This is a genomic window from Blattabacterium cuenoti (assembly GCF_014251315.1).
Lineage (GTDB): Bacteria > Bacteroidota > Bacteroidia > Flavobacteriales > Blattabacteriaceae > Blattabacterium > Blattabacterium cuenoti_AJ.
In genome coordinates, this window is sequence record NZ_CP059185.1 from 243,258 (window position 1) to 267,934 (window position 24,677).

At 26.2% G+C, this 24,677-nt stretch carries 25 protein-coding genes and 1 tRNA gene; 14 read left to right on the top strand and 12 right to left on the bottom strand.

Annotation, left to right across the window (positions count from 1 at the left end; translation table 11 throughout):
- The first annotated feature begins 4 nt into the window (after positions 1-4).
- From H0H74_RS01140 to H0H74_RS01155, 4 genes are all read left to right on the top strand, one after another.
- On the top strand, positions 5-181 hold the full coding sequence (locus H0H74_RS01140; RefSeq protein WP_185849425.1) for a CcoQ/FixQ family Cbb3-type cytochrome c oxidase assembly chaperone: 177 nt from the start codon (positions 5-7) through the stop codon (positions 179-181).
- Complete coding sequence (locus H0H74_RS01145; protein ID WP_185849426.1) at positions 178-1,065, top strand: cbb3-type cytochrome c oxidase N-terminal domain-containing protein; 888 nt, start codon at positions 178-180, stop codon at positions 1,063-1,065. The genes H0H74_RS01140 and H0H74_RS01145 overlap by 4 nt, the downstream gene beginning before the upstream one ends.
- A gap of 79 nt (positions 1,066-1,144) precedes the next feature.
- Positions 1,145-1,627, top strand: coding sequence for a FixH family protein (locus H0H74_RS01150; protein WP_185849427.1), 483 nt, complete (start codon positions 1,145-1,147; stop codon positions 1,625-1,627).
- A 5-nt stretch (positions 1,628-1,632) separates the two neighbouring features.
- Entirely contained in the window at positions 1,633-3,906 is a 2,274-nt protein-coding gene (locus H0H74_RS01155) for an NADP-dependent malic enzyme (RefSeq protein WP_185849428.1), read from the top strand.
- Here H0H74_RS01155 and murI read toward each other — a convergent pair.
- From murI to H0H74_RS01170, 3 genes are all read right to left on the bottom strand, one after another.
- Entirely contained in the window at positions 3,903-4,706 is an 804-nt protein-coding gene (gene murI / locus H0H74_RS01160) for a glutamate racemase (protein WP_185849429.1), read from the bottom strand. The genes H0H74_RS01155 and murI overlap by 4 nt on opposite strands.
- 77 nt (positions 4,707-4,783) lie before the next feature.
- Positions 4,784-5,029 carry a 30S ribosomal protein S20 gene (gene rpsT / locus H0H74_RS01165; RefSeq protein WP_185849430.1) on the bottom strand — a complete coding sequence of 82 codons (246 nt, stop codon included), beginning with the start codon at positions 5,027-5,029 and terminating at the stop codon, positions 4,784-4,786.
- Positions 5,030-5,041: 12 nt separating this feature from the next.
- Positions 5,042-5,113: transfer RNA gene (locus H0H74_RS01170), tRNA-Glu, on the bottom strand.
- Positions 5,114-5,386: 273 nt separating this feature from the next.
- Here H0H74_RS01170 and H0H74_RS01175 point away from each other — a divergent pair.
- Entirely contained in the window at positions 5,387-5,812 is a 426-nt protein-coding gene (locus tag H0H74_RS01175; protein WP_238784107.1) for a C40 family peptidase, read from the top strand.
- Here the strand turns inward: H0H74_RS01175 and H0H74_RS01180 are convergent.
- Genes H0H74_RS01180 through H0H74_RS01195 form a run of 4 tightly spaced genes read right to left on the bottom strand, consistent with a single transcriptional unit; the run spans position 5,800 to position 9,250 of the window.
- Positions 5,800-7,056, bottom strand: coding sequence for a 3-phosphoshikimate 1-carboxyvinyltransferase (locus tag H0H74_RS01180; protein WP_185849432.1), 1,257 nt, complete (start codon positions 7,054-7,056; stop codon positions 5,800-5,802). The genes H0H74_RS01175 and H0H74_RS01180 overlap by 13 nt on opposite strands.
- A gap of 4 nt (positions 7,057-7,060) precedes the next feature.
- Positions 7,061-7,390 carry a nucleotide pyrophosphohydrolase gene (locus H0H74_RS01185; protein ID WP_185849433.1) on the bottom strand — a complete coding sequence of 110 codons (330 nt, stop codon included), beginning with the start codon at positions 7,388-7,390 and terminating at the stop codon, positions 7,061-7,063.
- A gap of 3 nt (positions 7,391-7,393) precedes the next feature.
- On the bottom strand, positions 7,394-8,371 hold the full coding sequence (locus H0H74_RS01190; RefSeq protein WP_185849434.1) for a transketolase family protein: 978 nt from the start codon (positions 8,369-8,371) through the stop codon (positions 7,394-7,396).
- Positions 8,372-8,386: 15 nt separating this feature from the next.
- The gene (locus H0H74_RS01195) at positions 8,387-9,250 is read right to left on the bottom strand and encodes a transketolase (RefSeq protein WP_185849435.1); all 864 of its coding nucleotides are present in this window, start codon (positions 9,248-9,250) and stop codon (positions 8,387-8,389) included.
- Positions 9,251-9,329: 79 nt separating this feature from the next.
- On the opposite strand from H0H74_RS01195, the gene smpB reads away from it, so the two are divergent.
- On the top strand, positions 9,330-9,761 hold the full coding sequence (gene smpB / locus H0H74_RS01200) for an SsrA-binding protein SmpB (protein WP_185849498.1): 432 nt from the start codon (positions 9,330-9,332) through the stop codon (positions 9,759-9,761).
- Between the two features lie 76 nt (positions 9,762-9,837).
- The gene (locus H0H74_RS01205; RefSeq protein WP_185849436.1) at positions 9,838-11,049 is read left to right on the top strand and encodes an OmpA family protein; all 1,212 of its coding nucleotides are present in this window, start codon (positions 9,838-9,840) and stop codon (positions 11,047-11,049) included.
- A 25-nt stretch (positions 11,050-11,074) separates the two neighbouring features.
- Here H0H74_RS01205 and tatC read toward each other — a convergent pair whose 3' ends face one another.
- A complete protein-coding gene (gene tatC / locus H0H74_RS01210; protein ID WP_185849437.1) occupies positions 11,075-11,878 on the bottom strand; it encodes a twin-arginine translocase subunit TatC in 804 nt (267 codons plus the stop codon).
- 81 nt (positions 11,879-11,959) lie between these two features.
- On the opposite strand from tatC, the gene H0H74_RS01215 reads away from it, so the two are divergent.
- Positions 11,960-12,976: a redox-regulated ATPase YchF gene (locus H0H74_RS01215; protein WP_185849438.1), complete on the top strand. Its 1,017-nt coding sequence runs from the start codon at positions 11,960-11,962 to the stop codon at positions 12,974-12,976.
- Here H0H74_RS01215 and H0H74_RS01220 read toward each other — a convergent pair.
- Both H0H74_RS01220 and dapF read right to left on the bottom strand, forming a co-directional pair.
- Complete coding sequence (locus H0H74_RS01220; protein ID WP_185849439.1) at positions 12,966-14,048, bottom strand: zinc-binding metallopeptidase family protein; 1,083 nt, start codon at positions 14,046-14,048, stop codon at positions 12,966-12,968. The two genes, H0H74_RS01215 and H0H74_RS01220, sit on opposite strands and share 11 nt — an antisense overlap.
- 38 nt (positions 14,049-14,086) lie before the next feature.
- Complete coding sequence (dapF, locus tag H0H74_RS01225) at positions 14,087-14,884, bottom strand: diaminopimelate epimerase (RefSeq protein ID WP_185849440.1); 798 nt, start codon at positions 14,882-14,884, stop codon at positions 14,087-14,089.
- A 102-nt stretch (positions 14,885-14,986) separates the two neighbouring features.
- Here dapF and H0H74_RS01230 point away from each other — a divergent pair, with 102 nt between their 5' ends.
- Positions 14,987-16,489: a Do family serine endopeptidase gene (locus H0H74_RS01230; RefSeq protein ID WP_185849441.1), complete on the top strand. Its 1,503-nt coding sequence runs from the start codon at positions 14,987-14,989 to the stop codon at positions 16,487-16,489.
- On the opposite strand, the gene H0H74_RS01235 is transcribed toward H0H74_RS01230, so the two are convergent.
- Both H0H74_RS01235 and tgt read right to left on the bottom strand, forming a co-directional pair.
- On the bottom strand, positions 16,486-17,571 hold the full coding sequence (locus H0H74_RS01235) for an LptF/LptG family permease (RefSeq protein WP_185849442.1): 1,086 nt from the start codon (positions 17,569-17,571) through the stop codon (positions 16,486-16,488). The two genes, H0H74_RS01230 and H0H74_RS01235, sit on opposite strands and share 4 nt — an antisense overlap.
- A 1-nt stretch (position 17,572) precedes the next feature.
- Positions 17,573-18,697, bottom strand: a complete 1,125-nt coding sequence (gene tgt, locus H0H74_RS01240) for a tRNA guanosine(34) transglycosylase Tgt (RefSeq protein ID WP_185849443.1) — start codon at positions 18,695-18,697, stop codon at positions 17,573-17,575.
- Positions 18,698-18,776: 79 nt separating this feature from the next.
- On the opposite strand from tgt, the gene rsmH reads away from it, so the two are divergent.
- The 5 genes from rsmH to mraY are packed head-to-tail and all read left to right on the top strand — an operon-like array spanning position 18,777 to position 24,676.
- On the top strand, positions 18,777-19,688 hold the full coding sequence (gene rsmH / locus H0H74_RS01245) for a 16S rRNA (cytosine(1402)-N(4))-methyltransferase RsmH (RefSeq protein WP_394798660.1): 912 nt from the start codon (positions 18,777-18,779) through the stop codon (positions 19,686-19,688).
- On the top strand, positions 19,685-20,023 hold the full coding sequence (locus tag H0H74_RS01250) for an FtsL-like putative cell division protein (RefSeq protein WP_185849444.1): 339 nt from the start codon (positions 19,685-19,687) through the stop codon (positions 20,021-20,023). Before rsmH ends, H0H74_RS01250 begins: the two co-directional genes overlap by 4 nt.
- Before the next feature lie 3 nt (positions 20,024-20,026).
- Positions 20,027-22,000: a penicillin-binding protein gene (locus H0H74_RS01255; RefSeq protein WP_185849445.1), complete on the top strand. Its 1,974-nt coding sequence runs from the start codon at positions 20,027-20,029 to the stop codon at positions 21,998-22,000.
- On the top strand, positions 21,997-23,466 hold the full coding sequence (locus H0H74_RS01260; RefSeq protein ID WP_185849446.1) for a UDP-N-acetylmuramoyl-L-alanyl-D-glutamate--2,6-diaminopimelate ligase: 1,470 nt from the start codon (positions 21,997-21,999) through the stop codon (positions 23,464-23,466). The genes H0H74_RS01255 and H0H74_RS01260 overlap by 4 nt, the downstream gene beginning before the upstream one ends.
- Position 23,467: 1 nt before the next feature.
- Positions 23,468-24,676, top strand: a complete 1,209-nt coding sequence (mraY, locus tag H0H74_RS01265; RefSeq protein WP_185849447.1) for a phospho-N-acetylmuramoyl-pentapeptide-transferase — start codon at positions 23,468-23,470, stop codon at positions 24,674-24,676.
- Position 24,677: the final 1 nt, after the last annotated feature.

Below are 24,677 nucleotides of genomic sequence, written 5' to 3' on the forward strand. Positions count from 1 at the left end.
GTTCATGATGAGTTTTTTTAAACAATATTTTACAGGAGAAAAAAATATAGGAATTTTTCAATCTATTATGTTAATTTTATTTTTATTAGCATTTTTTTTTGTAATATTTTTTGTGTTTTCAAAATCTAAGAAATATTATAATAAAATAAGTTTAATTCCTTTAGAAAAAGAAAGGTTATGAGATCTAAAATTCCTTCTTTTATTATGATTCCTTCTTTTTTGTCTGTTATAATATTTATGTTTTATGTGTTTTTTATAAGTTATAATCGCATATCTTATTTTGTTCATCCTATTACTATATTTTTTTTTATTATAATTACGGTATTACTGTATATTTTGGAATCAATTGATAATTTGATTTTTAAAAGAAAATTACAATTTCTTTCAAAAGAAGAAAGAAGAAAGATTTTTGAAGAAAATGAGGGGAATTATTTTTATAGACTTTACAGATTTATATTTTACGATGTTAAAAAAATCAATTATGATGGAGTGAAAAAAATAGATCATGGATTTGACGGGATTATAGAATTAGATAACAAATTACCTATGTGGTGGGTTCATCTTTTTTATATTACAATTGTTTTTTCCACAATTTATTTTTTTTCTTATTTATTAATAGATTTCTCTAATCCTTATAAGGAATATAACATAGCTTATAAAAACCAATTAAAAGAAATTGAGATTTTTGAAAAAAATACTCCACAAGTAACTATAGAAAATGCGTGTTTTAAAGAAAATTTAATTAATAGTGGAAAAATTATTTTTGAGGAAAATTGTGCGACTTGTCATCAATCGGATGGGAGTGGAAATATTGGTCCTAATTTAACAGATGATTATTGGATTAATGTAAAAGAAAAAGATTTGTTTAAAAATATATTTTATGTAATATGGAATGGAAGTGATAATAATCCAACTATGCGTGCTTTTGGTAAATTAGGAGAAATTAAAGGTAATGATATTGAGAAAATATCCAGTTATGTTTATTCTATCAATCAAAAATCTAAAAAACCTTTAATAGGAAAAGTTCCTCAAGGAATAAAAATCACAAAATGGAGCAGGATATAATATAATCATAATTTTATTATGATTTTTTCATCAGTTAAATTTTCTATTTTTTTTAAAAAAAACTTAAAGTTTTAAATGTATGAGAATAAAATTTAATTGGGATACTGGAATTGTGTTATCTTTAGTTGTTTTTATAATCTTTATTAGTTACATTGCTTTCTTTTTTCCTCATGTAGGAAGTCAACTTGTGTCAGATAGATATTATGAAGAAGAAATAAAATATCAAGAAATTCTAAATGAGAAAAAAAATGCTTTAGAACTTCCTATAAAAATAAAAGTTTTTATTTTGTATTCTGGAATTGAGATAGTTTTTCCTCCTATTAACAATGATATTCATGGTTTTTTTACTTTATTTAGATCTTCTTCTAAAGATTTAGATATTACAAGATCTTTCAAAATATTGAAATTCTCCAAAAAAACATTATTGATTCCTAAAAGATTTTTAAAAAAAGGATATTATAAACTTATAATCAGGTGGAAAACAGATAAAAAATATTTTTTTGAAAAAGATATTTTTTGGAGTCAATTAAATACTTTTTATTTCAAAATTTTAATATTTTAAATATAATGAGAAAAAACATAAGTAATCTTCGTGAAGAATCTTTAAATTACCATAGTCAATTTCCTTCTGGAAAAATACAAATTAGCCCTACAAAAAAATATAGCAGTCAAAGAGATTTATCTCTCGCTTATTCTCCAGGAGTTGCTGAACCTTGTAAAGAAATAGCTCGTTCTTCTACAGAAGTATATAAATACACATCTAAAGGAAATCTTGTAGCAGTAATAACTAATGGATCTGCTGTGTTAGGTCTTGGTGATATTGGAGCATTGGCTTCTAAACCAGTAATGGAAGGAAAGGCTCTTTTATTCAAAATATTTTCAGGTATTGATGTTTTCGATATAGAAATAGACGAATCTGATCCAGAAAAATTTATAGAAACAGTAAAAGCAATCGCTCCTACTTTTGGAGGGATAAATTTAGAAGATATAAAAGCTCCAGAAGCTTTTGAAATAGAAAGAAGACTTAAAAAAGAACTGAATATTCCTGTTATGCATGATGATCAACATGGAACGGCTATTATTTCGGGAGCAGCACTGCTTAATGCCATTACTTATGTTGGAAAAAAAATTCATGAAATTAAAATGATTGTTAATGGAGCTGGTGCTGCTGCTATTTCTTGCGCAAGAACATATAAACAACTTGGAGTTAAATCTGAAAATATTCTTATGTTTGATAGCAAAGGATTATTACATACTTCAAGAGAGGATTTAAATAAAGAAAAAAAAGAATTTGCTGTGAATATTTATCCAATTAAAAAATTGGAACAGGCAATCAATAATGCAGATGTTTTTATAGGTTTATCCATAGGAGGAATATTAACTCCTAATATGTTAAAAAGTATGGCTAAAGATCCAATTGTATTTGCTATGGCTAATCCTGATCCAGAAATAGATTATAACTTAGCTATTAAAGTTCGTCCAGACGTTATCATAGCTACAGGAAGAAGTGATTATCCCAATCAAGTGAATAATGTATTAGGATTTCCTTATATATTCAGAGGAGCATTAGATGTTCATGCTAATGTTATCAATGATGAAATGAAACTTGCAGCAGTACATGCTATAGCTTCTTTAGCAAAAGAACCTGTACCAGAACAGGTAAATATTGTTTATAATAAAAAAAATCTTTCTTTCGGAAAAGAATATATCATTCCCAAACCATTTGATAACCGTTTAATTATTCGTGTAGCTCCTGCTGTAGCAAAAGCTGCTATGGATTCTGGTGTTGCAAAAAATCCTATTTTAGATTGGAGAATCTATCAAGAAAAATTGCTAGATAGAATGGGATATGAAAGTAAAATGCTTAGAATGATTCAAAATAGAGCACGTACAAACCCTAAAAAAGTTGTTTTTTGTAATGGAGAAGAATACGATGTCTTGAAATCTGTTCAAATTCTTCATGAAGAAGGAATTATTTCTACTTCTATAGTTTTAGGAAATGAAGACCGTATTAAACGTTTAATTCATGAAAATAATTTAGATATAGAATTAGAAATCATAGATCCAGAAAAAAATATAAAAGAAGTAGAAAACTTTGCTAAAATACTTTGGAAAAGAAGAAATAGAAAAGGTTTAACTTTATATGATTCAAAAATTCGTATGCGGACTAATGATCATTTTGGAGCAATGATGGTGGATCAAGGAAAGGCAGATGCTGTTATTACAGGATATTCTAGAAGTTTTTCATTAAGTTTACGTCCTATGTTAGAAGTTATAGGAAGAGATGATTCTGTTTATAAAACAGCAGGAATGATGATTTTGTTAACAAAACGTGGCCCTCTATTTTTAGCAGATACAGCCGTAATTCAAGATCCAACAAGTGAAGAGTTAGCTAGAATAGCTATAATGGCTTCTCATGTAGTTAAAAGTTTTGATATTGAACCACGTATAGCTATGTTATCTTTTCAAAATTTTTCATCTAATTCAAAAACATCTTCTAAAGTATCTAAAACAGTAGCGTTTTTACATAAAAAATATCCAAATTTAATAGTAGATGGAGAAGTACAACCTGATTTTGCTTTGAATGAATTTTTATTATCTAGAAAATTTCCTTTCTCAAAACTTGTGAAGAAAAGAGCTAATATTTTTATTTTTCCAAATTTAGAATCAGGAAATTTAACTTATAAATTTATTAGAGGATTAGGAGATGTTCAAACTATTGGGCCTATCATGTTAGGAATGCGGAAACCTGCACATGTTATGCAAATGCAATCTAGCATAGAAGAAATAATCAATCTAGCTACTTTAGCTGTAATAGATGCACAAATTAGAAAAAGTTAAAAATATGTGTTTTTAAGAAACACTTTTTTTCCAAAAAGAATTTGGACTTTTTTTTCAAAAAAAATGGGTATAGAACTAGATGTATAAAAAATAGGACATCTATTCCAAGTAGGATGGAAACATAACAATTTTTTTTCACTTAGTTTTTCTTTTATTTCTTGTACTACTATTTTCTGTATGTCAATTAAATGAACTTTCCTATGATAAAAATTTTCTATTTCTTGTTTCAAGAATAAATAATGAGTACAAGCTAATAACATTGCATCTATTGATTTTAAATGACTTAAATAATTTTTTATTATAGGATTTATTTTTTTCATTTCCAAACCATTTTCTATAATGGGGGCTAATAAAGGGGTAGCTATTTGAACTACATCTAAATGATGATAGTATTTTTTTATTTTTTTTATATAACAATTTGAATGTATAGTCGCAGGTGTTGCAATTATTCCTATCTTATTAAAAGATAGAAAAATTGAATTTTTTACTACAGGATCTATGACATTAAATATTAATATTTTTTTATGAAATTTTTTTTGGATTAAATCTAGAGCATTAGATGCGATAGAATTGCAAGCGATGACTAAAGCTTTACATTTTTTTTCATAAAGAAAAGAAGCGATTTTCATAGAATTTTTTATAATAAATTCTTTAGATTTTTCTCCATAGGGCATATTTTTAGTATCTCCGAAATAAATCAAATCTTCATTAGGCATTTGAATTTTAATTTCTTTAGCTATAAGAAGTCCGCCAATTCCAGAATCAAATATTCCTATTGGAGATAATGGACTTATTTTCATATTTTAATTAATTAAAGAAAATGAATTATCAAAACTCATATATATAATGAATTTTTAATAAAAATTGTCATAAACAATTAACTAGAAAATAATTCTTTACTCAATTTTTTTTTAAATCTAGCTGCTTTATTCACGTGTATGATATTTTTTTTTGCTAATTTGTCTATCATGGAAATCACAATAGAATATTGTTTCTTATTCTTATTTTTATCCATTAAGAATTTTTTTATAGCTGTTTTGGTACTTTTATATACATATTTGTTTCGTAAGCGTCTAGCATAATTTTGTCTGATTCTTTTTAAAGAAGATAAATGATTTGCCATAAGATATAATTATAGCCCATAGGGGAATCGAACCCCTCTTTCCAGGATGAAAACCTGACGTCCTAACCAATAGACGAATGGGCCTTTAATCAAAAAAGTTAATAACACAAATTAAATTTTTTTTATATTTAATACAAGTATTTTGTTTACATTTGATGATCTCTTTTTCATTCTGTATTTATTTTAAATTCTTAAAACAAGAAAATCATAAATTCTAGAATTCTTTTACTTATAATTTTTTATTATCATCTTATTTCTATTTCATTATATGGAAATGTGGAATGTAATAAAAAATATGAAAGAATTTATTTTAGAAAAAAAAAACAAAAGAATAATTCAAAAAATTATTTTAAATTTATGAATCAAAAACTTTGTTTTAAAGAACAAATAGAATCCATTATAAAAAAAGCTAAAAATTACATGTATACTCCATATAGATATGGAGGAACTTCAAAAACGGGAATAGATTGTTCTGCTTTCATAAAAAATATTTTTGCTTCTTATCAGATATTTTTACCACGTATTTCTCATCATCAAGCGATGAAAGGTTCTTTTGTACCTAAAAACAAAATAGAAAAAGGAGATTTATTATTTTTTTCAACAGGAAGATCTAAAAAAATCAATCATGTAGGAATGGTCATCCATATTAACACTAACAATAATAATAATAACATATTTTTTATTCATGCATCTACATCCAATGGTGTAGTAATATCTCAATTGTATCAAAAATATTGGAAACATCGATTCATTATGGCAAGAAGGATTCTTTATTCTCCATAATAAGAATTAATTGAAAAACCTAAAGATTCTAAATCTTTCCAAAAATTGGGATATGATTTTTCTACAACATTTGGATTTTCTATTTGTATAAAATTAGAACATAATCCAAATGTAGAAAAAGACATTGCCATTCTATGATCTTGATAAGTTTTAATTCGAATAAAGGAATCAATTTTTTTTCTATAAAAATCTGTTATTTCTAAACAAGAATCCGTAATTTTTGTTATCACTCCAAATTTAAAAAGTTCATTTTTTAATGCTTGTAATCTATCTGTTTCTTTAATTTTCAATGTTTCTAAACCTTTAAAACTACATTTTATACCAAAAACTGCACAAGTTACAACAATAGTTTGAGCAAGATCTGGGGTTTTATTTAAATCTAATTCAATAAATTTTGGAAATAAAAAATTCAATTTTTTCTTTAATGTTATTACATCCTTATCAAAAACGGTAGATATTCCAAAATATTTATCATATATATAAGAAACTTCTTTATCTCCTTGTAAACTGACATTGTTGTATGAACGTAAAATAATATGACTTTTTTTTGCAATAGCAGCCATTGAATAATAGTAAGAAGCGGAACTCCAATCTGACTCTACATAAAAATATTTTTTTCCCTTATTTTTTACTGGATAAATATGAATGATTCTTTCTTTCCAATTAACTTTGATTCCAGCCATAGTCAGTAAATCAAAAGTCATTTTGATATAAGGAATAGATGTAATATTTCCTTTTAGAAAAATTTTTAACCCCATTTTAAATTGGCTGGCTATTAACATAAGAGAACTTATATACTGACTACTAATTTTTGCATTCATCTCTATTTCTCCTCCTAAAATTTTTTTACCTAAAATTTCTATTGGGGGAAATCCTTTTTTTCCCAAATAATAAATTTCAGATCCTAGTTTTTTTAGAGCTTCTACAAGTAAAAAAATAGGTCTTTCTTTCATTCGATCTGATCCTGTTAATATTACTTTTTTCCCCTCTTGTATAGAAAAATAAGAAGTTAAAAAACGCATAGCAGTTCCCGAATGATGAATATCTAATATATTAGAAGCACTAACTAAACTTTTTTTTAATACTTCTGTATCTTCACAATTAGAAAGATTTTCAATATGAATATCATTTTTATAAAGAGCTTTTAAAATTAAAAGACGATTAGATATACTTTTAGATCCCATTATGGATATAGAACCACATAAAGAACTTCTTTCTTTGTAAATTTTAATGTAAGAAGACATATTTTTATTTTAATTTTTTGTTTTCACGATGTCTGTTATGATCCCTAATTTCCTTTTTTTTTAATTTTTTGTGAAAGGATTCTTCCAAATCAATTCCCGTTTGATTGGCTAAACAAGCTATAATAAATAATACATCAGATAATTCTTCTCCAAGATCTTCATCTTTTTTACAATTTTCTTTTTTCGTTTGTTCTCCATAATTTCTAGCAATAATTCGAGAAACTTCCCCAACTTCTTCAGACAAAAGAATTGTGTTAGTTAATACATCAAAATAACGAATTCCATGATTTACGATCCAATCATGAACTAGTTTTTGTAAACTATTGATTTTCAAAATTTATGATTTATTTTTATTATCAAAAATAAATTGTACATGATTTATAATAGAATCACGATCAATGTTATATTTTTTTAAAAGTTCCATTGGCTTTCCACTTTCTCCAAAAGTATCATTAACAGCTACTAAACTTTGAAGAACTGACCTTTTTTTGTTATTATAAGTGGTCAATACTCTGGCTACACTTTCTCCTAATCCACCCCAATAATTATGTTCTTCTGCAGTAACAATACATTTTGTTTTATTAATAGACTTTAAAATAGATTCTTCATCTAATGGTTTAATTGTATGAATATTAATGACTTCACATTCTATTCCTTTTTTTTCGTATAAAATTTTAGACGCTTCTAAAGATTCCCAAACCATATGTCCTGTGCTAACAATAGTAACATCCTTCCCTTCCGTTAGTACTACTGCTTTTCCTATCTGAAATTTTTGATTTTCATCTGTAAAATTAGCTACGGCAGGACGACCAAAACGTAAATATACTGGACCTAAGTAATTCGATATAGCTAAAGTCGCTGCATAAGTCTGATTATAATCACAGGTGTTAATAACGGTCATACCAGGTAGCATTTTCATCATTCCTATATCCTCTAAACTTTGATGTGTAGCTCCATCTTCTCCTAAAGTTAAACCAGAATGAGAAGCGCATATTTTTACATTTTTGTAAGAATAAGCAACAGACTGACGGATTTGGTCGTAAACACGAGATGTTGCAAAATTAGCAAATGTTCCAGCAAATGGAATATATTCTCCAATACTAAGTCCAGCAGCGATTCCAATCATATTCGCTTCTGCTATTCCTATTTGAAAAAATCTTTCAGGAAATTCTTTAGAAAACTGATCCATAAATAAAGATGTGGTCAAATCTGCACATAATGCAACCACTTTATGATTTTTCTTACCCAAAAAAGTTAAAGCTTTACCAAAACCTGCTCTAGTTTCTTTAAGTCCTTTATTTTTATATTGTTTCATAAAAAACATAATATTTTATAATGATAATGGATAATCTCCTAAAGAAGTTTCAGGAAGTTGAGATAAAGCTTTTTCTAATTCTTTTTTATTGGGTGATTTTCCATGCCATGCATTATTCCCAACCATAAAATCTACACCGTATCCCATTTGAGTATATAATATGATTAAAACAGGATTTCCTTTTCCAGTTTCATTTTTAGCTTTATTTAAAATATTAATAACTTTTTCAATATTGTTACCTTCTAATTCTTCTAGAACTTTCCAATTAAAAGATTCAAATTTTTTTTTCAAATTACCAAGAGGTAATACTTCATCTGTCGTTCCATCTATTTGTTGCCCGTTGTAATCTACAGTGGCTATATAATTATCTATTTTTCGAGCCCCTGCATATAAAACAGCTTCCCAAATTTGTCCTTCATTTAACTCTCCATCTCCATGTAAACTATAAATAATATTACTGAATTCTTTGTTCAGTTTTTTTGATAAGGCCGCTCCAATAGATACAGACATCCCTTGTCCTAAGGACCCGGAAGAAATTCGGATTCCGGGAAGTCCTCCATGTACAGTAGGATGTCCTTGTAAACGAGAATTCAATTTCCTAAAAGAAGATAATTCTTTAATAGAAAAAAATCCAGAACGAGCTAATATGCTATAATAAACAGGAGATATATGTCCATTAGATAAGAAAAAAAGATCTTCTCCTTTTCCATCCATAGAAAATTCATTTGGATTATAATGCATAATTTTCTGATATAAAGCGACAAAATACTCTGTACATCCTAAAGATCCACCAGGATGTCCAGATTTAGCGTCATTTACCATACGTAAAATATCTCTCCTCACTTGAATACACAAATCTTTTAAATAACGTACATTCATTTTTTCAATTTTTGTTTGTATATTTTTGTATTTTTTACTCTCGATTTTTATTTCACAAAAATAACAATTAATTATGAGTATTCTAATTCTAAATAGAAAAGCAAGATTTAGATATCATTTTATGGAATATTATATCGCTGGAATCCAATTGCTTGGAACTGAAGTCAAATCAATAAGGCAAAATAAGGTTAATATAATGGAAAGTTTTTGTCAAATGAAAGATGGAGAGCTATATTCTATTAATATGTATATAGCTGAATATAAATTTGGAACAAATTGTAATCATTCAAGCAGAAGAGAAAGAAAATTGTTATTAAAAAAACAAGAATTGATAAAAATCAATAAAAAATTAAAAAATACAGGTTTGACTTTAATTCCCATTGAATTATTTTTTAATGATAAAGGATATATAAAAATGAAAATAGTTTTAGCTAAAGGAAAAAAAATATATGATAAACGTGAATATTTACGAAAAAAAGATCTCTTTAGAGAGGTTAAGCAATTTTTGTAAAATTAAAAAATCGTATTTAATTTATTTTTGAAATCAAATATTTATATTTGCTTAGATTTAAAGAAATTATAGTTTTATGAAAAACGTCAATTTTTTTATTGTGGCTTTATTTGCTTTTTTTTCGTCTGTATTTTCCCAGAATTCGGAAAAATGGTTTATTCGAATAGGAGCACATGACATTAATTATTATCCTATAACGTCTCCTTTTAAAGGTTTTTTTCTGAAAAAGAATAATAGTTTTAATCCTATTATTTCTAGTCTAGAATTAGAACATAATATTAAGAAACACATAGGTTTGTATTTAGATGCTTCATTAGGGATGGTAGACAATACAAGATGGAAAATAGGAAATAACTTTTTTATGAAATTAAGTAATGGGGTTAATTTATACATTTTACCTCATCATAAATTTGATCCTTATTTAAGATTAGGAGCTGGTTATCATAAGTTTAATAATTATCTTAATAGAGAATTAAGAATTTCAGATACAAAATATTTTAAAACGAATAGAAAAAACTTTTTTTTATTAGATGGGGGGTTAGGTTTAAATTTATGGCTGGTTTCTAATTTTGGAATTAATTTTCAAAGTACTTATAATCACGTATTTGCAAAACAATCAAGAGATTTTTTAAATTTTTGGAAACATAATGTAGGATTAATTTTTCGTTTTGGAAATTTAAAAATTAATCATGATCATGATACCATATCAGACACAGAAACAGAAAAAAGTTATTCTTCCGTTCCTTCTAGGAAAACAGAAAAAAACTTTCTTGTAGAAGAAGAAAAAGAAAATAAAATTTGTTGTAATCATCAAGAAGACTCAGATAATGATGGAGTTTTAGATAAGGAAGATTTATGTCCTAATCAATTTGGATTAAAACAATTTAAGGGCTGTCCTGATACAGATTCAGATAATATTCCAGATCATGAAGATAAATGTCCTAATCAATTTGGAAAAAAAGAAAATGAAGGATGTCCTGATATAGTTTTTCGCCCTATTTTATTCAAATTGGGTAAATTTTCATTATCACCTCGTTCGTTGTCAACGATTAATGAAATTGCTGAAATCATGATCAAAAGTCTTCCTAATTCTAAATTTTATATAAATGGATATACAGATGCTCATGGAAAATCCTATTATAATAAAATTTTATCCATAAAAAGAGCTCATTCCGTGTTTGAAGCTTTAGTTTATAAAGGAGTAGATGCTTCTAGAATAGAAGTTAGAGGATTAGGAGTAGGAAAGAAAAAAGGACGATGTGTTGAAATCACAATACGAAAATCATGATAAAAAAAATAAAAAGCCTCTAATCTTAATCTAGAGGCTTTTTATTTGTATGAAAAGATATATATATACTTACTTGATAAAGTATCATAAGAGGGATCAATACTATGATTGTACTTAAAATATCTCCAGGGGTTATAGCAGAAGCTAGAACTAACATAATCAAAAAAGCATGTTTTCTGTATTTTTTTAAAAACGAGTAGGATATTAATTCCATTTTAGTAAGAAAAAATATAAAAAATGGAAATAAAAAAATAATGCCCATAGAAAGGACTGAATGTACAATTAAAGAGATGTAATCTGATAAATCGAATATATTTTTAGGAATATGACTTATTCTAAAAGAATATCCAAAATGAATTAAAAATGGACATAATATAAAATATCCAAAAAAAATTCCTAAAAAAAATAAAAAAGTAACCATGATTAGTATCCATATAGAATATTTTTTTTCTTCATCCGAAAGAGCCGGTTTAATGAATTTCCAAAATTCATAAAAAACATAAGGAAAAGATAAAATTATCCCTCCTATAAAACAAGTCCATACATAAATATGAAATTGACCAAATATTTGTCTATTCTGTATTTCTAAATTTTTATATAAAAAAGAAATGGAATTTAAATGGATACCTAAAAAGGAATTAGCTATTTTATAAAAAATACGGTAAGTGATGAAATTTGTTTTTGCTGGACCAAAAATAATGCAGTCAAATATAATATTTCTATTGTTCATTAAAACAATCGTTGAAATGACTATTGCACAAAAACAATGAATTATATGTTTTCTTAATTCCTCAATATGTTTCCAAAACGGCATTTTATTTTCGTTCATCCATACAAAAATTAAATTTCATAAAATAATACTTCTTTTTCGATAAAAATTGTAATTTTTATGTTATTAAATCTCATATAAATGAAATGTGGAATTATAGGCCTTCCAAATACAGGAAAATCAACTTTTTTTAATCTAATTTCCAATTCTAAAGTTTTATCAGAAAATTTTCCTTTTTCTACTATAGAACCTAATTATGGAATCACAAAAGTTCCAGATAAAAGACTATACGAACTAAAAAAAATCATTAATCCGACACAAATAATACCATCCGAAATAAAAATAGTAGACATAGCTGGATTAATTAAAGGGTCACATAAGGGAGAAGGTTTAGGAAATAAATTTTTATCTCATATTCGTGAAACAAATGTCATTATTCATATGATACGTTTTTTTCACGATATAAGTGTTCTTCATGTAGAAGGCTCCCTAAATCCTATTAGGGATAAAGAAATTATTGATATGGAATTACAATTAAAAGATTTAGAAACGATAGAAAAAAAATTAGAAAAAGTAACTAAAAAAAATCAAAATCAACTAAACAAGTCTACATCCATACTGAAAAAAATTTTCTCTTTCTTAAAAGAAGGAAAAAATATTAGAATGTACCCATTTCAAAAAGATGATAAAGAACACATAAAAGATTTACAGTTATTAACTATTAAACCTGTTATTTATGTATGTAATATAGATGACGAGTCAAATTACAAAACTAATTTTCATATAAAAAATATGAAAAAAATGGCATCGATGGAGAATTCCAGTTTAGTAATTTTATCATTGAAAAAAAGTTGTATAGGAATTGATCAAGTCCTGAAAAAAACATATAAGTTATTGAACTTACAAAGTTTTTTCACGGTAGGAAAAAAAGAAATTCGATCTTGGTCGATTCCCAATCCATGCACAGCTTATGAAGCTTCTTCAGCTATTCATACAGATTTTAAAAAAGGATTTATTAGAGCCAAAGTTATTCATTATGATGATTTTATAAAATACGGATCCGAAGAAAATGTAAAAAAAGCAGGAAAAATATTCTTAGCAGGAAGAAATTATCTCATTCAAGATGGAGATATCATTCATTTTCGATTCAATCGATGAAAAATTGATTATTATTATTGATTGCTTGTAAAGTTTCAAAAATTAGTAATACAGCTTGCTCTACATCTTTTTTATGAACCATTTCTACTGTAGTATGCATATATTTAAGAGGAATGGAAATTAAAGCAGATAATACGCCTTTATTGGAATAAGCAAAAGCGTCTGTATCTGTCCCCGTGGATATAGAAGAAACTAAACGTTGAAAATGTATTTTTTTACTGTTAGCAGTATTAATTATCAATTCTCTAATATTTTTATGTATTGAAGGTGCATATCCAATAACAGGACCTAATCCACATTTAATTTCACCTTGTATTTTTTTATTAATCATAGGACTATAAGTGTCATGTGTTACATCTGTAACAATAGCCATATTAGGTTGTATGGTTTGAGATATCATCTTAGCTCCTTTTAGTCCCACTTCTTCTTGAACTGAGTTCACTATATATAATCCAAATTTCAAATTAATACTATTTTCTATTAGCATTTTTACTACTTCTGCTATAATAAAACCTCCTATTTTGTTATCTAATGATCTAGATACAAAATAATTGTGATTCATAATAAAAAATTGATCAGGATAAGTAATTATACAACCTACATGAACACCCAGATTAATTGCTTCAGTCTTATTGGAAACTCCAATATCTATAAATATATTATCTACACTAGGAGATTTTTCTTCTGAAAGTTTTCTTGTATGAATGGCAGGCCATCCAAATACTCCATGTACAAATCCTTTTTCCGTATGAATGATAACTCTTTTGGATGGAGCAATCTGATGATCAGATCCTCCATTACGAGAAACATATATTATTCCATCTTCTGTGATATAATTAACGTACCATGATATTTCATCTACATGAGCTTCAATAATTAACTTGTATGGAGAATTAGGATTAATGATTCCGACTGCTGTTCCATATAAATCTGTTTGTATTTTTTCTACATAAGAACTAATATGATTAATCCATGTTTTTTGTCCTTCTCTCTCATCTCCTGTTGGAGAAAATTCATTCAAATATTTTTCAAGAAATTTAACAGAATCACTATCAATTGAATAATTATTCATTTGTTTTATCTATTTTTAATTTTGATTTGAAACAATAATTAAATAATAATGTGTCCTTTAAATATAAATTTAACATTTCCGGTTAAGTAAATATTTTTATATTCATTTTTCATTTTTTTAAATGAAACCCATAATTTTCCTCCAAGAGTTTGAACTAGAATTTCTCCGACATTACTTGCGATTTTATTTGTTTCGCATGCGGCAATGACAGAGGCAACAACTCCTGTCCCACAGGATAAAGTTTCGTTTTCAACTCCTCTTTCATAAGTACGTACTTTCAACGTATTTTTTTCAAGTATTTCTACAAAATTCACATTGACTCCTTTTTCAAAATAGGGATTTTGAAATCTAATTTTCTTACCTTCTTTATATACATTTTTTTCTTTTATTTTTTCTACAAACAGAATATGATGTGGAGATCCTGTATTTAAAAAAACGTATTTTTCATGAATTTCTATTGTTTTTTTATCTATATTAAGCATATTTATAGAAACTAAATTATTTCTTATAAATCCATCATGATATCCATCTATAGCTCGAAAATGAATTTTATTTTTTTTGTTTATCCCTAATTTATTTACCGAAAAAGAAATAGCACATCTTCCTCCATTTCCACACATTGTGCTTTCTTGTCCATCAGAATTACAATATTTCATATAAAAATCACTTTTATATTCATTATCATTTTGAATCAAAATAATTCCATCGGATCCAACTCCAAAATGTCTATCACACAATTTTTTGAATAGAAAAGGATTTTCTATTTTTTCTTTCCTAGAATCTATAAGTATGAAATCATTTCCTGTTCCTTGATATTTGTAAAAATTCAATTCCATAACAACGAAGTTAATATTATTTTTAGAACTATGAAATTATTAATTTCCATATATTTGTGTTTGTTTAAAAAAAAACACTGTACTAAAAAATATATAATATATATGAAGAAAATAGTTTTGTATATTGTACTGAGCAGTATTATGAGTTCAATAATAACTATTGCGGCATATAAACAATACGCGAAAGAAGAGCCTTTAATTTTTCCATACACATCAGCAAAAACGAAGCTTGCTTCATCAGATACTTCATCATCATTGGTTAGTTCTGCAGGATTTCCTGATTTTACCAGGATCGTATCTAAAACGATACATGCAGTAGTAAATGTAAAAAATTATTCAAAAAAATATAACAATCAATTTGATCCATTTGATTTCTTTTTCGGATTTCCTGATGATTTTGGAAATAGTAGAGGAAGAAAACCTCAAAAAAATGATATTCCTGGACTTCATGGATCTGGGGTGATCATATCACCTGATGGATATATTGTTACTAATAATCATGTTATAAAAGATGCAGAAAAAATAGAAATTACTCTTAATGATCAAAGAACTTATAAAGCTAAATTAATAGGAACAGATTCTAGTACCGATATAGCTTTATTAAAAATCAATGAAAAAAATTTACCTTTCATTTATTTCTCGGATTCTAATAAAGTACAAGTAGGAGAATGGGTTTTAGCGATAGGAAATCCCTTTGATTTAAATTCTACTGTAACAGCAGGTATCATAAGTGCAAAAAATAGAAGTTTGGGAATATTAAGAGGAGAAACACAATCATCCATTGAGTCTTTTTTCCAAACAGATGCAGCTGTAAATCCTGGAAATAGTGGAGGAGCATTAATTAATGCAAATGGAGAATTAATCGGAATTAACACAGCTATTTCTTCAGCTTCAGGAAATTTTATAGGATATAGTTTTGCGGCACCTTCTAACTTAGTAGCAAAAGTAATACAAGATATTAAAAAATATGGGACCGTACAACGTGCGTATTTAGGAGTAAGAGGGATGGATCTTTCTAAAACAGAATATTTAAAAGCTTATAATCAAGAAACACATCAAAATATAAAATCACAACAGGGGTTCTTAATCGGAGACGTTTTTGAAAAAAGTGGAGCTGCAGATGCTGGACTTAAAAAAGGAGATATCATAAAAAGCATAGATGGAAAACCTATACAAAATATTGCAGATTTGTCATTTATTGTGGGAATAAAATATCCAGGGGATAAAGTAAAAGTGAACATTATACGAAATAAACAGAAAAAGACTTTTAATGTGATTTTAAAAGATTTTCAAGGAAGAACAAAAATAAGAACAAAAGAAGAAATTACTCCATCTGAATTATTAGGAGCAATATTTGATCCGTTAAGTCAAGAGTGTAAAAAAGATTTTGGAATTGGTTATGGAATTAGAATCAGAGAGATGAGGACTGGTCGTTTAAGTTCTATAGGGTTGGAAGAAGGAGATATTATTTTATCTATTAATGGAGAAAAAATGAAAAAACCTAATGATGTTGATCGAGTTTTAAAGAAATACTCAGGAGATGTGACCATAAAATCTATTAAACAAAACGGACAAGTATATATAGCAGGATTTGAAATGAATTAATTCATGCTTCTATTCCAATAAAAGAATAATGTAATTATTCCATAAATCAGGTTGGGGAGCCAAACAGCTAATAAAGAAGGAATATAATCCTTGTTAGAATATATTTTTGTGATTTCTATGAAAAAGATATAAAAAAAAGCTAATGCAATTCCTACAATAATATTATAAGCAATTTCTCCTTTTTTTCTTTTCGTAGATATGGATAATCCCAAAATAGTAAATATTAAAGTAGAAAAGGGAAAACTTGTTCTTTGATAATATTCATTTAAATGCATATTCATATTTCTTTTGTTTTTTTCTCCATCAATAAATTTTTTCAATTCATGAATATTCATAGTTTCTGCTATATATTCCTCTGGTAAGAATTGTTCAGGGGTTATGGGTAATTTTTTAATCTTAAAATCTCCTATAATAAAAAAATCATGATATTTTTTTATTATGGTTTCTTTGTAATCAAAAAAAATATATATTCTCTGCTTTTTATACCAAAAAATATTTCTAGATTTTAGAATGTATATTAACTTTTTTCCATTAAATTTTTGATATACACATTCTTTTCCTATATTTTTTTTCTTTGAAAAATTTCGAATAAAAATATATTCATTTTTAGAAATTTGAGTACTTATCGTTTGATTATTTTCATATTTATTTTTATATTTTGGACTTAACAAATATTGATAATGGAATTCATTTTTTTTTTTGTTAGCTACAGGTAAAAAATAATAATTTATTATTAAAGCTATAATTCCTATCACAATAGCCGATATCAAGTAAGGAATAGTCAATCTTCTAAAACTAATTCCGCTTGATAAAATAGCTGTAATTTCTGAATTATGGGTCAATTTCGATGTGAAAAAAATAACAGATAAAAAAACGGAAATAGGAGAAAAAGTGTTAATTAACCATATAGACCAAAAAGGATAATAAAAAATTAGTGCCTCTTTAATTGATCCTTGATTATTTTCTAAACGATGCATTCGTTGGGATATATCTATAATCACAGATAGAAATTGCAGCGAAATAGTAATGAATATGAAAGTCCCAATAAAATTACGAATAATATAACGATCAATAATTTTCATGTTATAAACGTTCTTGCAATAAAGGAATCATAGATTTTTTCCAAGAAAAAAATTTATTTTGCATGATATGAATTTTTGCTTCTTGAAGAAGATGAAAATAAAAAGAAAGATTATGAATGGAAACTATTTCTTTTGCTAAATTATCTTTAGATAAAAAAAGGTGTCTTACATAAGATTTACTATACAATTGATCTACATAAGAATTTCCAAATTCATCTAAACAAGAATAGTCTTTTTCCCATTTTTTGTTTTTTATATTTATAATTCCTTTACATGTAAATAGCATTCCATGACGTCCATTTCTTGTAGGAATAACACAATCGAACATATCTATGCCAAGAGCAATTCCTTCTAAAATCTCTACAGGATTTCCTACACCCATTAAATACCTAGGTTTTTTTTGGGGTAAAATATCTGTTATTAAATCAATAATACTATACATTTTTTCTTTTTCTTCCCCTAAACTTAATCCACCTATAGCATGCCCTTCTGCTTCTAAAAAAGAAATTTTTTCTGCAGAATATTTTCTTAAATCCGTATAAATACTTCCTTGTACAATAGGAAAAAAACTTTGCTGATAATTATATATTTCTGGATTATTTTGTAAATAATCATAACATTTTTTTAACCAACGATGTGTTCTTTTGACAGATTTTTTAGCTTCTGTATGACTACAAGGAAAAGGAGGACAATCGTCAAAAGCCATAATAATGTCTCCACCTATAATACGTTGAATTTTCATAGATTTTTCAGGTGAAAAAAAATGATAAGATCCATTCATAATAGATTTGAATACAACTCCGTCTTCAGTAATTTTATTTAATTTTTTCATGGAAAAAATTTGAAATCCTCCACTATCTGTTAATATAGATTCCTTCCAATTTAGGAAAGAATGAATCCCTCCTGCTTTATGTAATACTTCAATTCCGGGTTGTAAATATAAATGATAAGCGTTTCCAAGAATTATTTTAGATATTTTATAAAGTTCATGTATTGGAACAGATTTTACATAACCTTTTGAAGCTATTGGCATAAAAATAGGTGTTTCTATTTTACCATGATCTGTTTCTAAAATCCCTATTCTTGCTTTAGAAGAGTGATCCGTTTTAATTAAGTTAAATTTCATTTAAAAAAAATTTTAACGATATATGCAACATATAGTTATAAAATATAATTTCGTTCTATATAGATAGAAATATATAGAAATGAATATTAAATACCATCATAAACCAGTTCTTACAAAAGAAAGTATAGAAAATTTAATTACAGATCAAAATGGTATTTATGTAGATGCCACATTTGGTGGAGGAGGACATTCTTCTGCTATTCTAAAAAAATTAAATAAAGAAGCAACTTTAATCGCTTTGGATCAGGATAAGGAGTCTATAAAGAAAAATTGCATCAAAGATAAACGTTTTCATTTATTTCACAATAATTTTATTCACATACGTGATATTTTGAATCAAAATCGTATCGATAAAGTATCAGGAATATTAGCGGATTTAGGGATATCATCTTTACAGATAGATAATCCTGAAAGAGGATTTTCGAATCGATTCAATTGTATTCTAGATATGAGGATGAACCAGGAATCTCATTATTCCGCTAAAAATGTTCTAAATGAATGTTCCAAGAAAGAGTTATTTCATATATTTTATGAATATGGAGAATTTAAAAATGCAAAAGAAATTGCAGATAAAATTTTAAAAAAACGTTTGAAAAAAAATATTGCGACAACTTTAGATTTAGTTCATCTTTTTTTTATAAAAGGATCTTTTAAAAAGAGAAAAAGATTTTTTGCTAGACTTTTTCAGTCTATACGAATAGAAGTTAATAATGAAATTAATATTTTAAAGAATTTTTTATTAGAATCTTCTAAAATTATTTTACCAGGAGGTAGAATCGCCGTGATTTCATATCATTCTATAGAAGATAGAATCATTAAATATTTTTTTAAAAAGGGTATTATAATAAATAATAAAATTTTTAAAACTATTCCATTCAAAATGATACATAAAAAAGTCATTAAACCGAGTTTTCAAGAGATCATAAAAAATCCACGATCTAGAAGCGCTAAACTAAGAATCGCAGAAAAGACTAATAATATCATAAAATGAAAACAAATATACAAGATATCCTGAAAGGAAAATTTTTAGTAAAAGAAGATGCTTATCGTAGTTGGAATTTTATTGTTTTTATTACTGTACTATCTTTAATTAGTATTACCAGTTCACATATGATGGATAGAAAAATTCGAAAAATAACTAAAATTAGTGAAGAAATAAAGGAATTAAAATCCGAATATGCAGACATTCATAGCAAATGTATGAAAATGCAATTAGCTTCTTTTATAAGAAAAAAATTAGTAAATGGATTAAAACATACAGAATCTCCTCCATATGAATTAGTTATAGAAGATCAAAAAAGTATAGATAAAACCACAAGAAAATAAATCATGAAAGAAAGAAGATATATTTTATTATATAAATCTTACTTAATTGGTTTTTTATTCATATTTATTGCAACACTAATTATTTTCAATTTATTTTATATTCAAAATTATTCAGAAGGATACAAAAAATCTGTGATAGAAAAAACGATTCGAACTAATTTAATTAAGGCTAAACGTGGAAATATTTATGCATCAGATAGTAGCATTTTAGCAATGTCTATCATAAGATATGATATTCATATTGATTTTAGGTCCATATCTGAAAAATTATTTCAAAAAAATATTTATTCTTTATGTAATTCTTTAGAATTTTTATTAAAAAAACCAAAATTTTTTTTCTATAAAAAATTTAAATATGAAAAAAAGAAGGGGAATAGATATTTTTTATTAGCAAAAAACTTAGATTATCCACATTTTAAAAAATTACGAAATTTTCCTATTTTCAATAAGGGACAAATACGAGGCGGTTTCATTGTAGATAAAAAGATATGTAGAATTCACACATTGGAAAATATTGGAAAAAGAACATTAGGGTATGATGATCATAGAGGAAAAGCAGGATTAGAAGGAGCTTTTAGTAAATATCTAAAAGGAAGAGATGGAAAAAGATTAGAACAACGTATTAGTTTTAAAATATGGAAACCATTGAAATCAGAAAACGAGATGAATCCGGAAGATGGAAAAGACGTTTATTCTACTATAGATATATATTTACAAGATATAGCCTATCATGCATTACTTCAAGAATTATCCATTTCTCAAGCAGATCATGGGTGTGTAGTTTTGATGGATGTTAAAAGTGGAGAAATTCCTGCTATGATCAATTTGGAAAAAACCAAAAAAAATACTTACGAAGATTTAAGAAATTTTGCAGTATGGGAAGGAAGTGAACCTGGCTCTACTTTTAAAACAATGGCGATTCTTGCCGCTTTAGAAGATAAAAAAATAGATGTAGATATGATTGTCAATACCAAAGGCGGAGTTATGAAATTAAGAGGGAAGAAAATACGCGATAGTCATTACAATGGATATGTTGAAATGAATCCAAAGCAAATTTTAGAATTATCTTCAAATGTGGGGGTAGCAAAAATTGTTTATGAAAATTATAAAGAAAATCCGGAAAAATTTATAGAGCATTTACGAAAATGGAAATTGGATAGAAAAATAGGGATAGACATACCGGGAGAAAGCATGCCTTTTATTCCAACTCCTGGAAAAAAAAATTGGAGTAGCATAACCTTGCCATGGATGACTTTTGGATATAATATCAAACTAACTCCTTTACAAATACTTACTTTTTATAATTCTATTGCAAATCAAGGTAAAATGATAAAACCTTTATTTATTAGAGAAATAAAACATCATGGAAAAAGTATAAAAAAATATACAAAACCTATTGTTATGAATCCTTCTATAGCTAAAAAATCTTCTTTGATTAAAATTCAAAACATGTTAGAAGGAGTCGTCAAAAATGGAACAGCTAAAAAATATTATAATCCAGAATTTCCTTATGCAGGAAAAACGGGAACAACACAATTGAATTATTGGATGAAAGGAAAACCTGTCTCCTACAATAGTTCTTTTGTAGGATACTTCCCGGCTAGAAACCCAAAATATTCTTGTATTGTAGTCATTTCAAAGCCAGAAAAAGGATACTATGGAATTGAAGTAGCAGTTCCTGTATTTGACCAAATAGCTAGATCTATTTTTCCTAGAATAGAAAGAAAAATATTTTTTAAAAAAAAAGAAAATAAAGAAAATTTGCTATATAAAATTATAAAATCAAAAAATTTATCCATTGATAAATGGATCATGCCTAATGTAGTATCTTTTCCTGGAAAAGAAATCATCCCTATATTGGAAAATAAGGGATTTCATATTCAATATGAAGGAATAGGAAAAGTAGTTACTCAATCTGTTAAACCAGGAAAAAAATTGAAAAAAAATCAGATTATATTTCTGAAACTAGAAGAATGAAAAAATTCTTGAAAGATGTTCTGAAAAAAGTACATGTGTTAAAAATGATAGGAAAAAATTCTTCTAAATTTATAGAAGGAATTTCTATGGATTCAAAAATAGTACAATCCAATATGATTTTTGTAGCTAAAAAAGGTAAAATAACAGATGGACATAAATTTATTATGGATGCAATCCAAAAAGGAGCTAATACTATAATTTGTGAAAACAGTCCTTTTTTCATTCATAAACATATCACTTATGTATTGGTTAAAAATTCTATGGAAACTTTAGGGATTATCTCATCTAATTTTTATGATCATCCTACAAAAAAAATAAAATTAATAGGAATTACCGGAACAAATGGGAAAACCTCTATAGCAACAATACTTCATCAGTTATTTTCTAAAATAGGAGAGAAAAACATTCTTATTTCTACTATGGGTATAAAAATATTATCTGAAAAATATCCTACGATACACACAACTCCAAATATTATTGAAATTAATAAATATTTGAATATTTCAATCCAAAAAGGGTGCAAATATGCTTTTATGGAAGTAAGTTCACATGGAATATCTCAAAAAAGAATTGCAGGATTATTATTCAAAGGAGGTATTTTTACTAATATTACACATGATCATTTAGATTATCATAGATCTTTTGATCATTATTTATCTACTAAAAAACTTTTTTTTGAAAATTTATCTAAAAAAGCTTTTGCATTAATGAATTCAGATGATGAAAATTCGTATAAAATCATAAAAAAAATTTCAGCTAAAACCTATTTTTATGGTTTGAAAAAAAATTCAAATTTTAAAATTCAAATTTTGAAAGAAAACATTAATGGAAATCAATTACTAATTGATGGTCATAAAGTTTTTACTCATTTGATAGGAAGATTTAATATTTATAATCTATTAGCCAGTTACGCTACAGCTGTTTTATTAGAAAAAAATAAAGATGACATTCTGAAAAAAATAAAATATATTAAACCGATAAAAGGACGTTTTGAAAAATTTTTATCCCGTTCTGGAATTCAGATTATTGTAGATTATGCCCACAACCCAGATGGGTTAAAATCTATTTTTAATGCTATTGAAATCATAAAAAAAGATGATGAAAAATTAATTTGTGTCATAGGTTGTGGAGGAAATAGAGATGTAAAAAAACGTTCTTTAATGGGGAAAATTGTTTATGAAACGTGTGACATATCGATTTTTACATCCGATAATCCTAGATATGAAGATATCAATAAAATATTTAATGATATGAAAAATTTTAAATCACATACAAAAAAAAAATCTATTTTAACCTTTGTGAGACGAAAAGAAGCTATTCAAACTGCTATTAAAATTGCCAAAAAAAAAGATATTATTCTAATAGCTGGAAAAGGACATGAAACTTATCAAGAAATCAAGGGAATACGTTATTATTTTAATGATATGGAAATTGCTAAAGATTTGTTAAAAACTTACGATAAGTAAGATGGTTCATTTTTTTATTTTAAAATATTTAATTAGTATCTCTTTTTTTATCAATATCAATTCTGTTTTTCACAGAGCTATTATAGCTTTTTTTTTATCGTTTTGTATAGCTTTGGTTTTGTATAAAAAAATTATATGTTGGAACCAAAAAAATAGTATTATAGGAGAGAAAATACGAGATCTTGAACTTTTTGGTCAAAAAGAAAAAGAAGGAACCCCAACAATGGGAGGTATTGTCATGATATTTTCCACATTAATTCCTACAATATTTTTTTCTACATTAAGTAATGTATATGTATTAATATTGATAATGACTACATTGTATATGGGTTGTATTGGATTTATAGATGATTATATTAAAATTAAACATAATAAAAAAGGACTTAGTATAATGGGAAAAATATTCAGCCAGATTTTATTAGGAATTTTTATTGGAATCACTATGTACTTTAATACAAACATTTCTATTCAAAAACAAAAAATAGAATCACAAGATTCACACTTTTCGAAAAAAAAAGAATTTGGGTTCAAAACCACTATTCCTATTTTTTCTTACACATGTCATAATAATGAATTTAACTATGCTTATCTTTTAAGTTGGTATAATAAAAAATGGAAGAAATATGCATGGATTATTTTTATTCCTGTTGTTATTGTAATTATAACATTTTTATCCAATGGAGCTAATATAACTGATGGAATAGACGGATTAACAGCTGGAATTTCTTCTATTATTTTTGCTACATTATCTTTATTATCTATTATTTCCAGTAATAAAATATATTCCTATTATTTTCATTTTATATATATTCCTCATCTAGAAGAAATCATCATATTCTCTTTTTCTTTTTTAGGATCTTTGATCAGTTTTCTTTGGTATAATACTTATCCAGCTCAAATTTTCATGGGAGATACTGGTAGTTTAACTATAGGAGGAGTTATCGCTACACTAGCTATTATAAATAGAAAAGAATTAATATTGCCTATTTTATGTGGAATTTTTTTTATAGAAAATATTTCTGTAATCATACAAGTATTGTATTTTAAATATTCTAAAAAAAAATATGGCATAGGAAAAAGAATTTTTCTCATGGCTCCTTTACATCATCATTTTCAAAAACTAGGATATCATGAAAATAAAATTTTCAATCGTTTTATTATTATACAAATGATGCTCTCTATGTTAGTATTTATTTTATTAATTATATAAA

What these genes read in the sequence shown, in the direction of transcription:
- murI (WP_185849429.1), bottom strand. Translation starts at nt 4,706, where the DNA reads ATGAAAATAAGTCCATTATCTCCAATAGGAATATTTGATTCTGGAATT.
- H0H74_RS01180 (WP_185849432.1), bottom strand. Translation starts at nt 7,056, where the DNA reads ATGTCTTCTTACATTAAAATTTACAAAGAAAGAAGTTCTTTATGTGGT.
- H0H74_RS01175 (WP_238784107.1), top strand. Translation starts at nt 5,387, where the DNA reads ATGAATCAAAAACTTTGTTTTAAAGAACAAATAGAATCCATTATAAAA.
- H0H74_RS01230 (WP_185849441.1), top strand. Translation starts at nt 14,987, where the DNA reads ATGAAGAAAATAGTTTTGTATATTGTACTGAGCAGTATTATGAGTTCA.
- H0H74_RS01150 (WP_185849427.1), top strand. Translation starts at nt 1,145, where the DNA reads ATGAGAATAAAATTTAATTGGGATACTGGAATTGTGTTATCTTTAGTT.
- H0H74_RS01220 (WP_185849439.1), bottom strand. Translation starts at nt 14,048, where the DNA reads ATGAATAATTATTCAATTGATAGTGATTCTGTTAAATTTCTTGAAAAA.
- H0H74_RS01190 (WP_185849434.1), bottom strand. Translation starts at nt 8,371, where the DNA reads ATGAAACAATATAAAAATAAAGGACTTAAAGAAACTAGAGCAGGTTTT.
- H0H74_RS01255 (WP_185849445.1), top strand. Translation starts at nt 20,027, where the DNA reads ATGAAAGAAAGAAGATATATTTTATTATATAAATCTTACTTAATTGGT.
- H0H74_RS01235 (WP_185849442.1), bottom strand. Translation starts at nt 17,571, where the DNA reads ATGAAAATTATTGATCGTTATATTATTCGTAATTTTATTGGGACTTTC.
- H0H74_RS01155 (WP_185849428.1), top strand. Translation starts at nt 1,633, where the DNA reads ATGAGAAAAAACATAAGTAATCTTCGTGAAGAATCTTTAAATTACCAT.
- H0H74_RS01195 (WP_185849435.1), bottom strand. Translation starts at nt 9,250, where the DNA reads ATGAATGTACGTTATTTAAAAGATTTGTGTATTCAAGTGAGGAGAGAT.
- rsmH (WP_394798660.1), top strand. Translation starts at nt 18,777, where the DNA reads ATGAATATTAAATACCATCATAAACCAGTTCTTACAAAAGAAAGTATA.
- tatC (WP_185849437.1), bottom strand. Translation starts at nt 11,878, where the DNA reads ATGAACGAAAATAAAATGCCGTTTTGGAAACATATTGAGGAATTAAGA.
- H0H74_RS01250 (WP_185849444.1), top strand. Translation starts at nt 19,685, where the DNA reads ATGAAAACAAATATACAAGATATCCTGAAAGGAAAATTTTTAGTAAAA.
- tgt (WP_185849443.1), bottom strand. Translation starts at nt 18,697, where the DNA reads ATGAAATTTAACTTAATTAAAACGGATCACTCTTCTAAAGCAAGAATA.
- dapF (WP_185849440.1), bottom strand. Translation starts at nt 14,884, where the DNA reads ATGGAATTGAATTTTTACAAATATCAAGGAACAGGAAATGATTTCATA.
- rpsT (WP_185849430.1), bottom strand. Translation starts at nt 5,029, where the DNA reads ATGGCAAATCATTTATCTTCTTTAAAAAGAATCAGACAAAATTATGCT.
- H0H74_RS01140 (WP_185849425.1), top strand. Translation starts at nt 5, where the DNA reads ATGATGAGTTTTTTTAAACAATATTTTACAGGAGAAAAAAATATAGGA.
- H0H74_RS01205 (WP_185849436.1), top strand. Translation starts at nt 9,838, where the DNA reads ATGAAAAACGTCAATTTTTTTATTGTGGCTTTATTTGCTTTTTTTTCG.
- H0H74_RS01260 (WP_185849446.1), top strand. Translation starts at nt 21,997, where the DNA reads ATGAAAAAATTCTTGAAAGATGTTCTGAAAAAAGTACATGTGTTAAAA.
- H0H74_RS01215 (WP_185849438.1), top strand. Translation starts at nt 11,960, where the DNA reads ATGAAATGTGGAATTATAGGCCTTCCAAATACAGGAAAATCAACTTTT.
- mraY (WP_185849447.1), top strand. Translation starts at nt 23,468, where the DNA reads ATGGTTCATTTTTTTATTTTAAAATATTTAATTAGTATCTCTTTTTTT.
- H0H74_RS01145 (WP_185849426.1), top strand. Translation starts at nt 178, where the DNA reads ATGAGATCTAAAATTCCTTCTTTTATTATGATTCCTTCTTTTTTGTCT.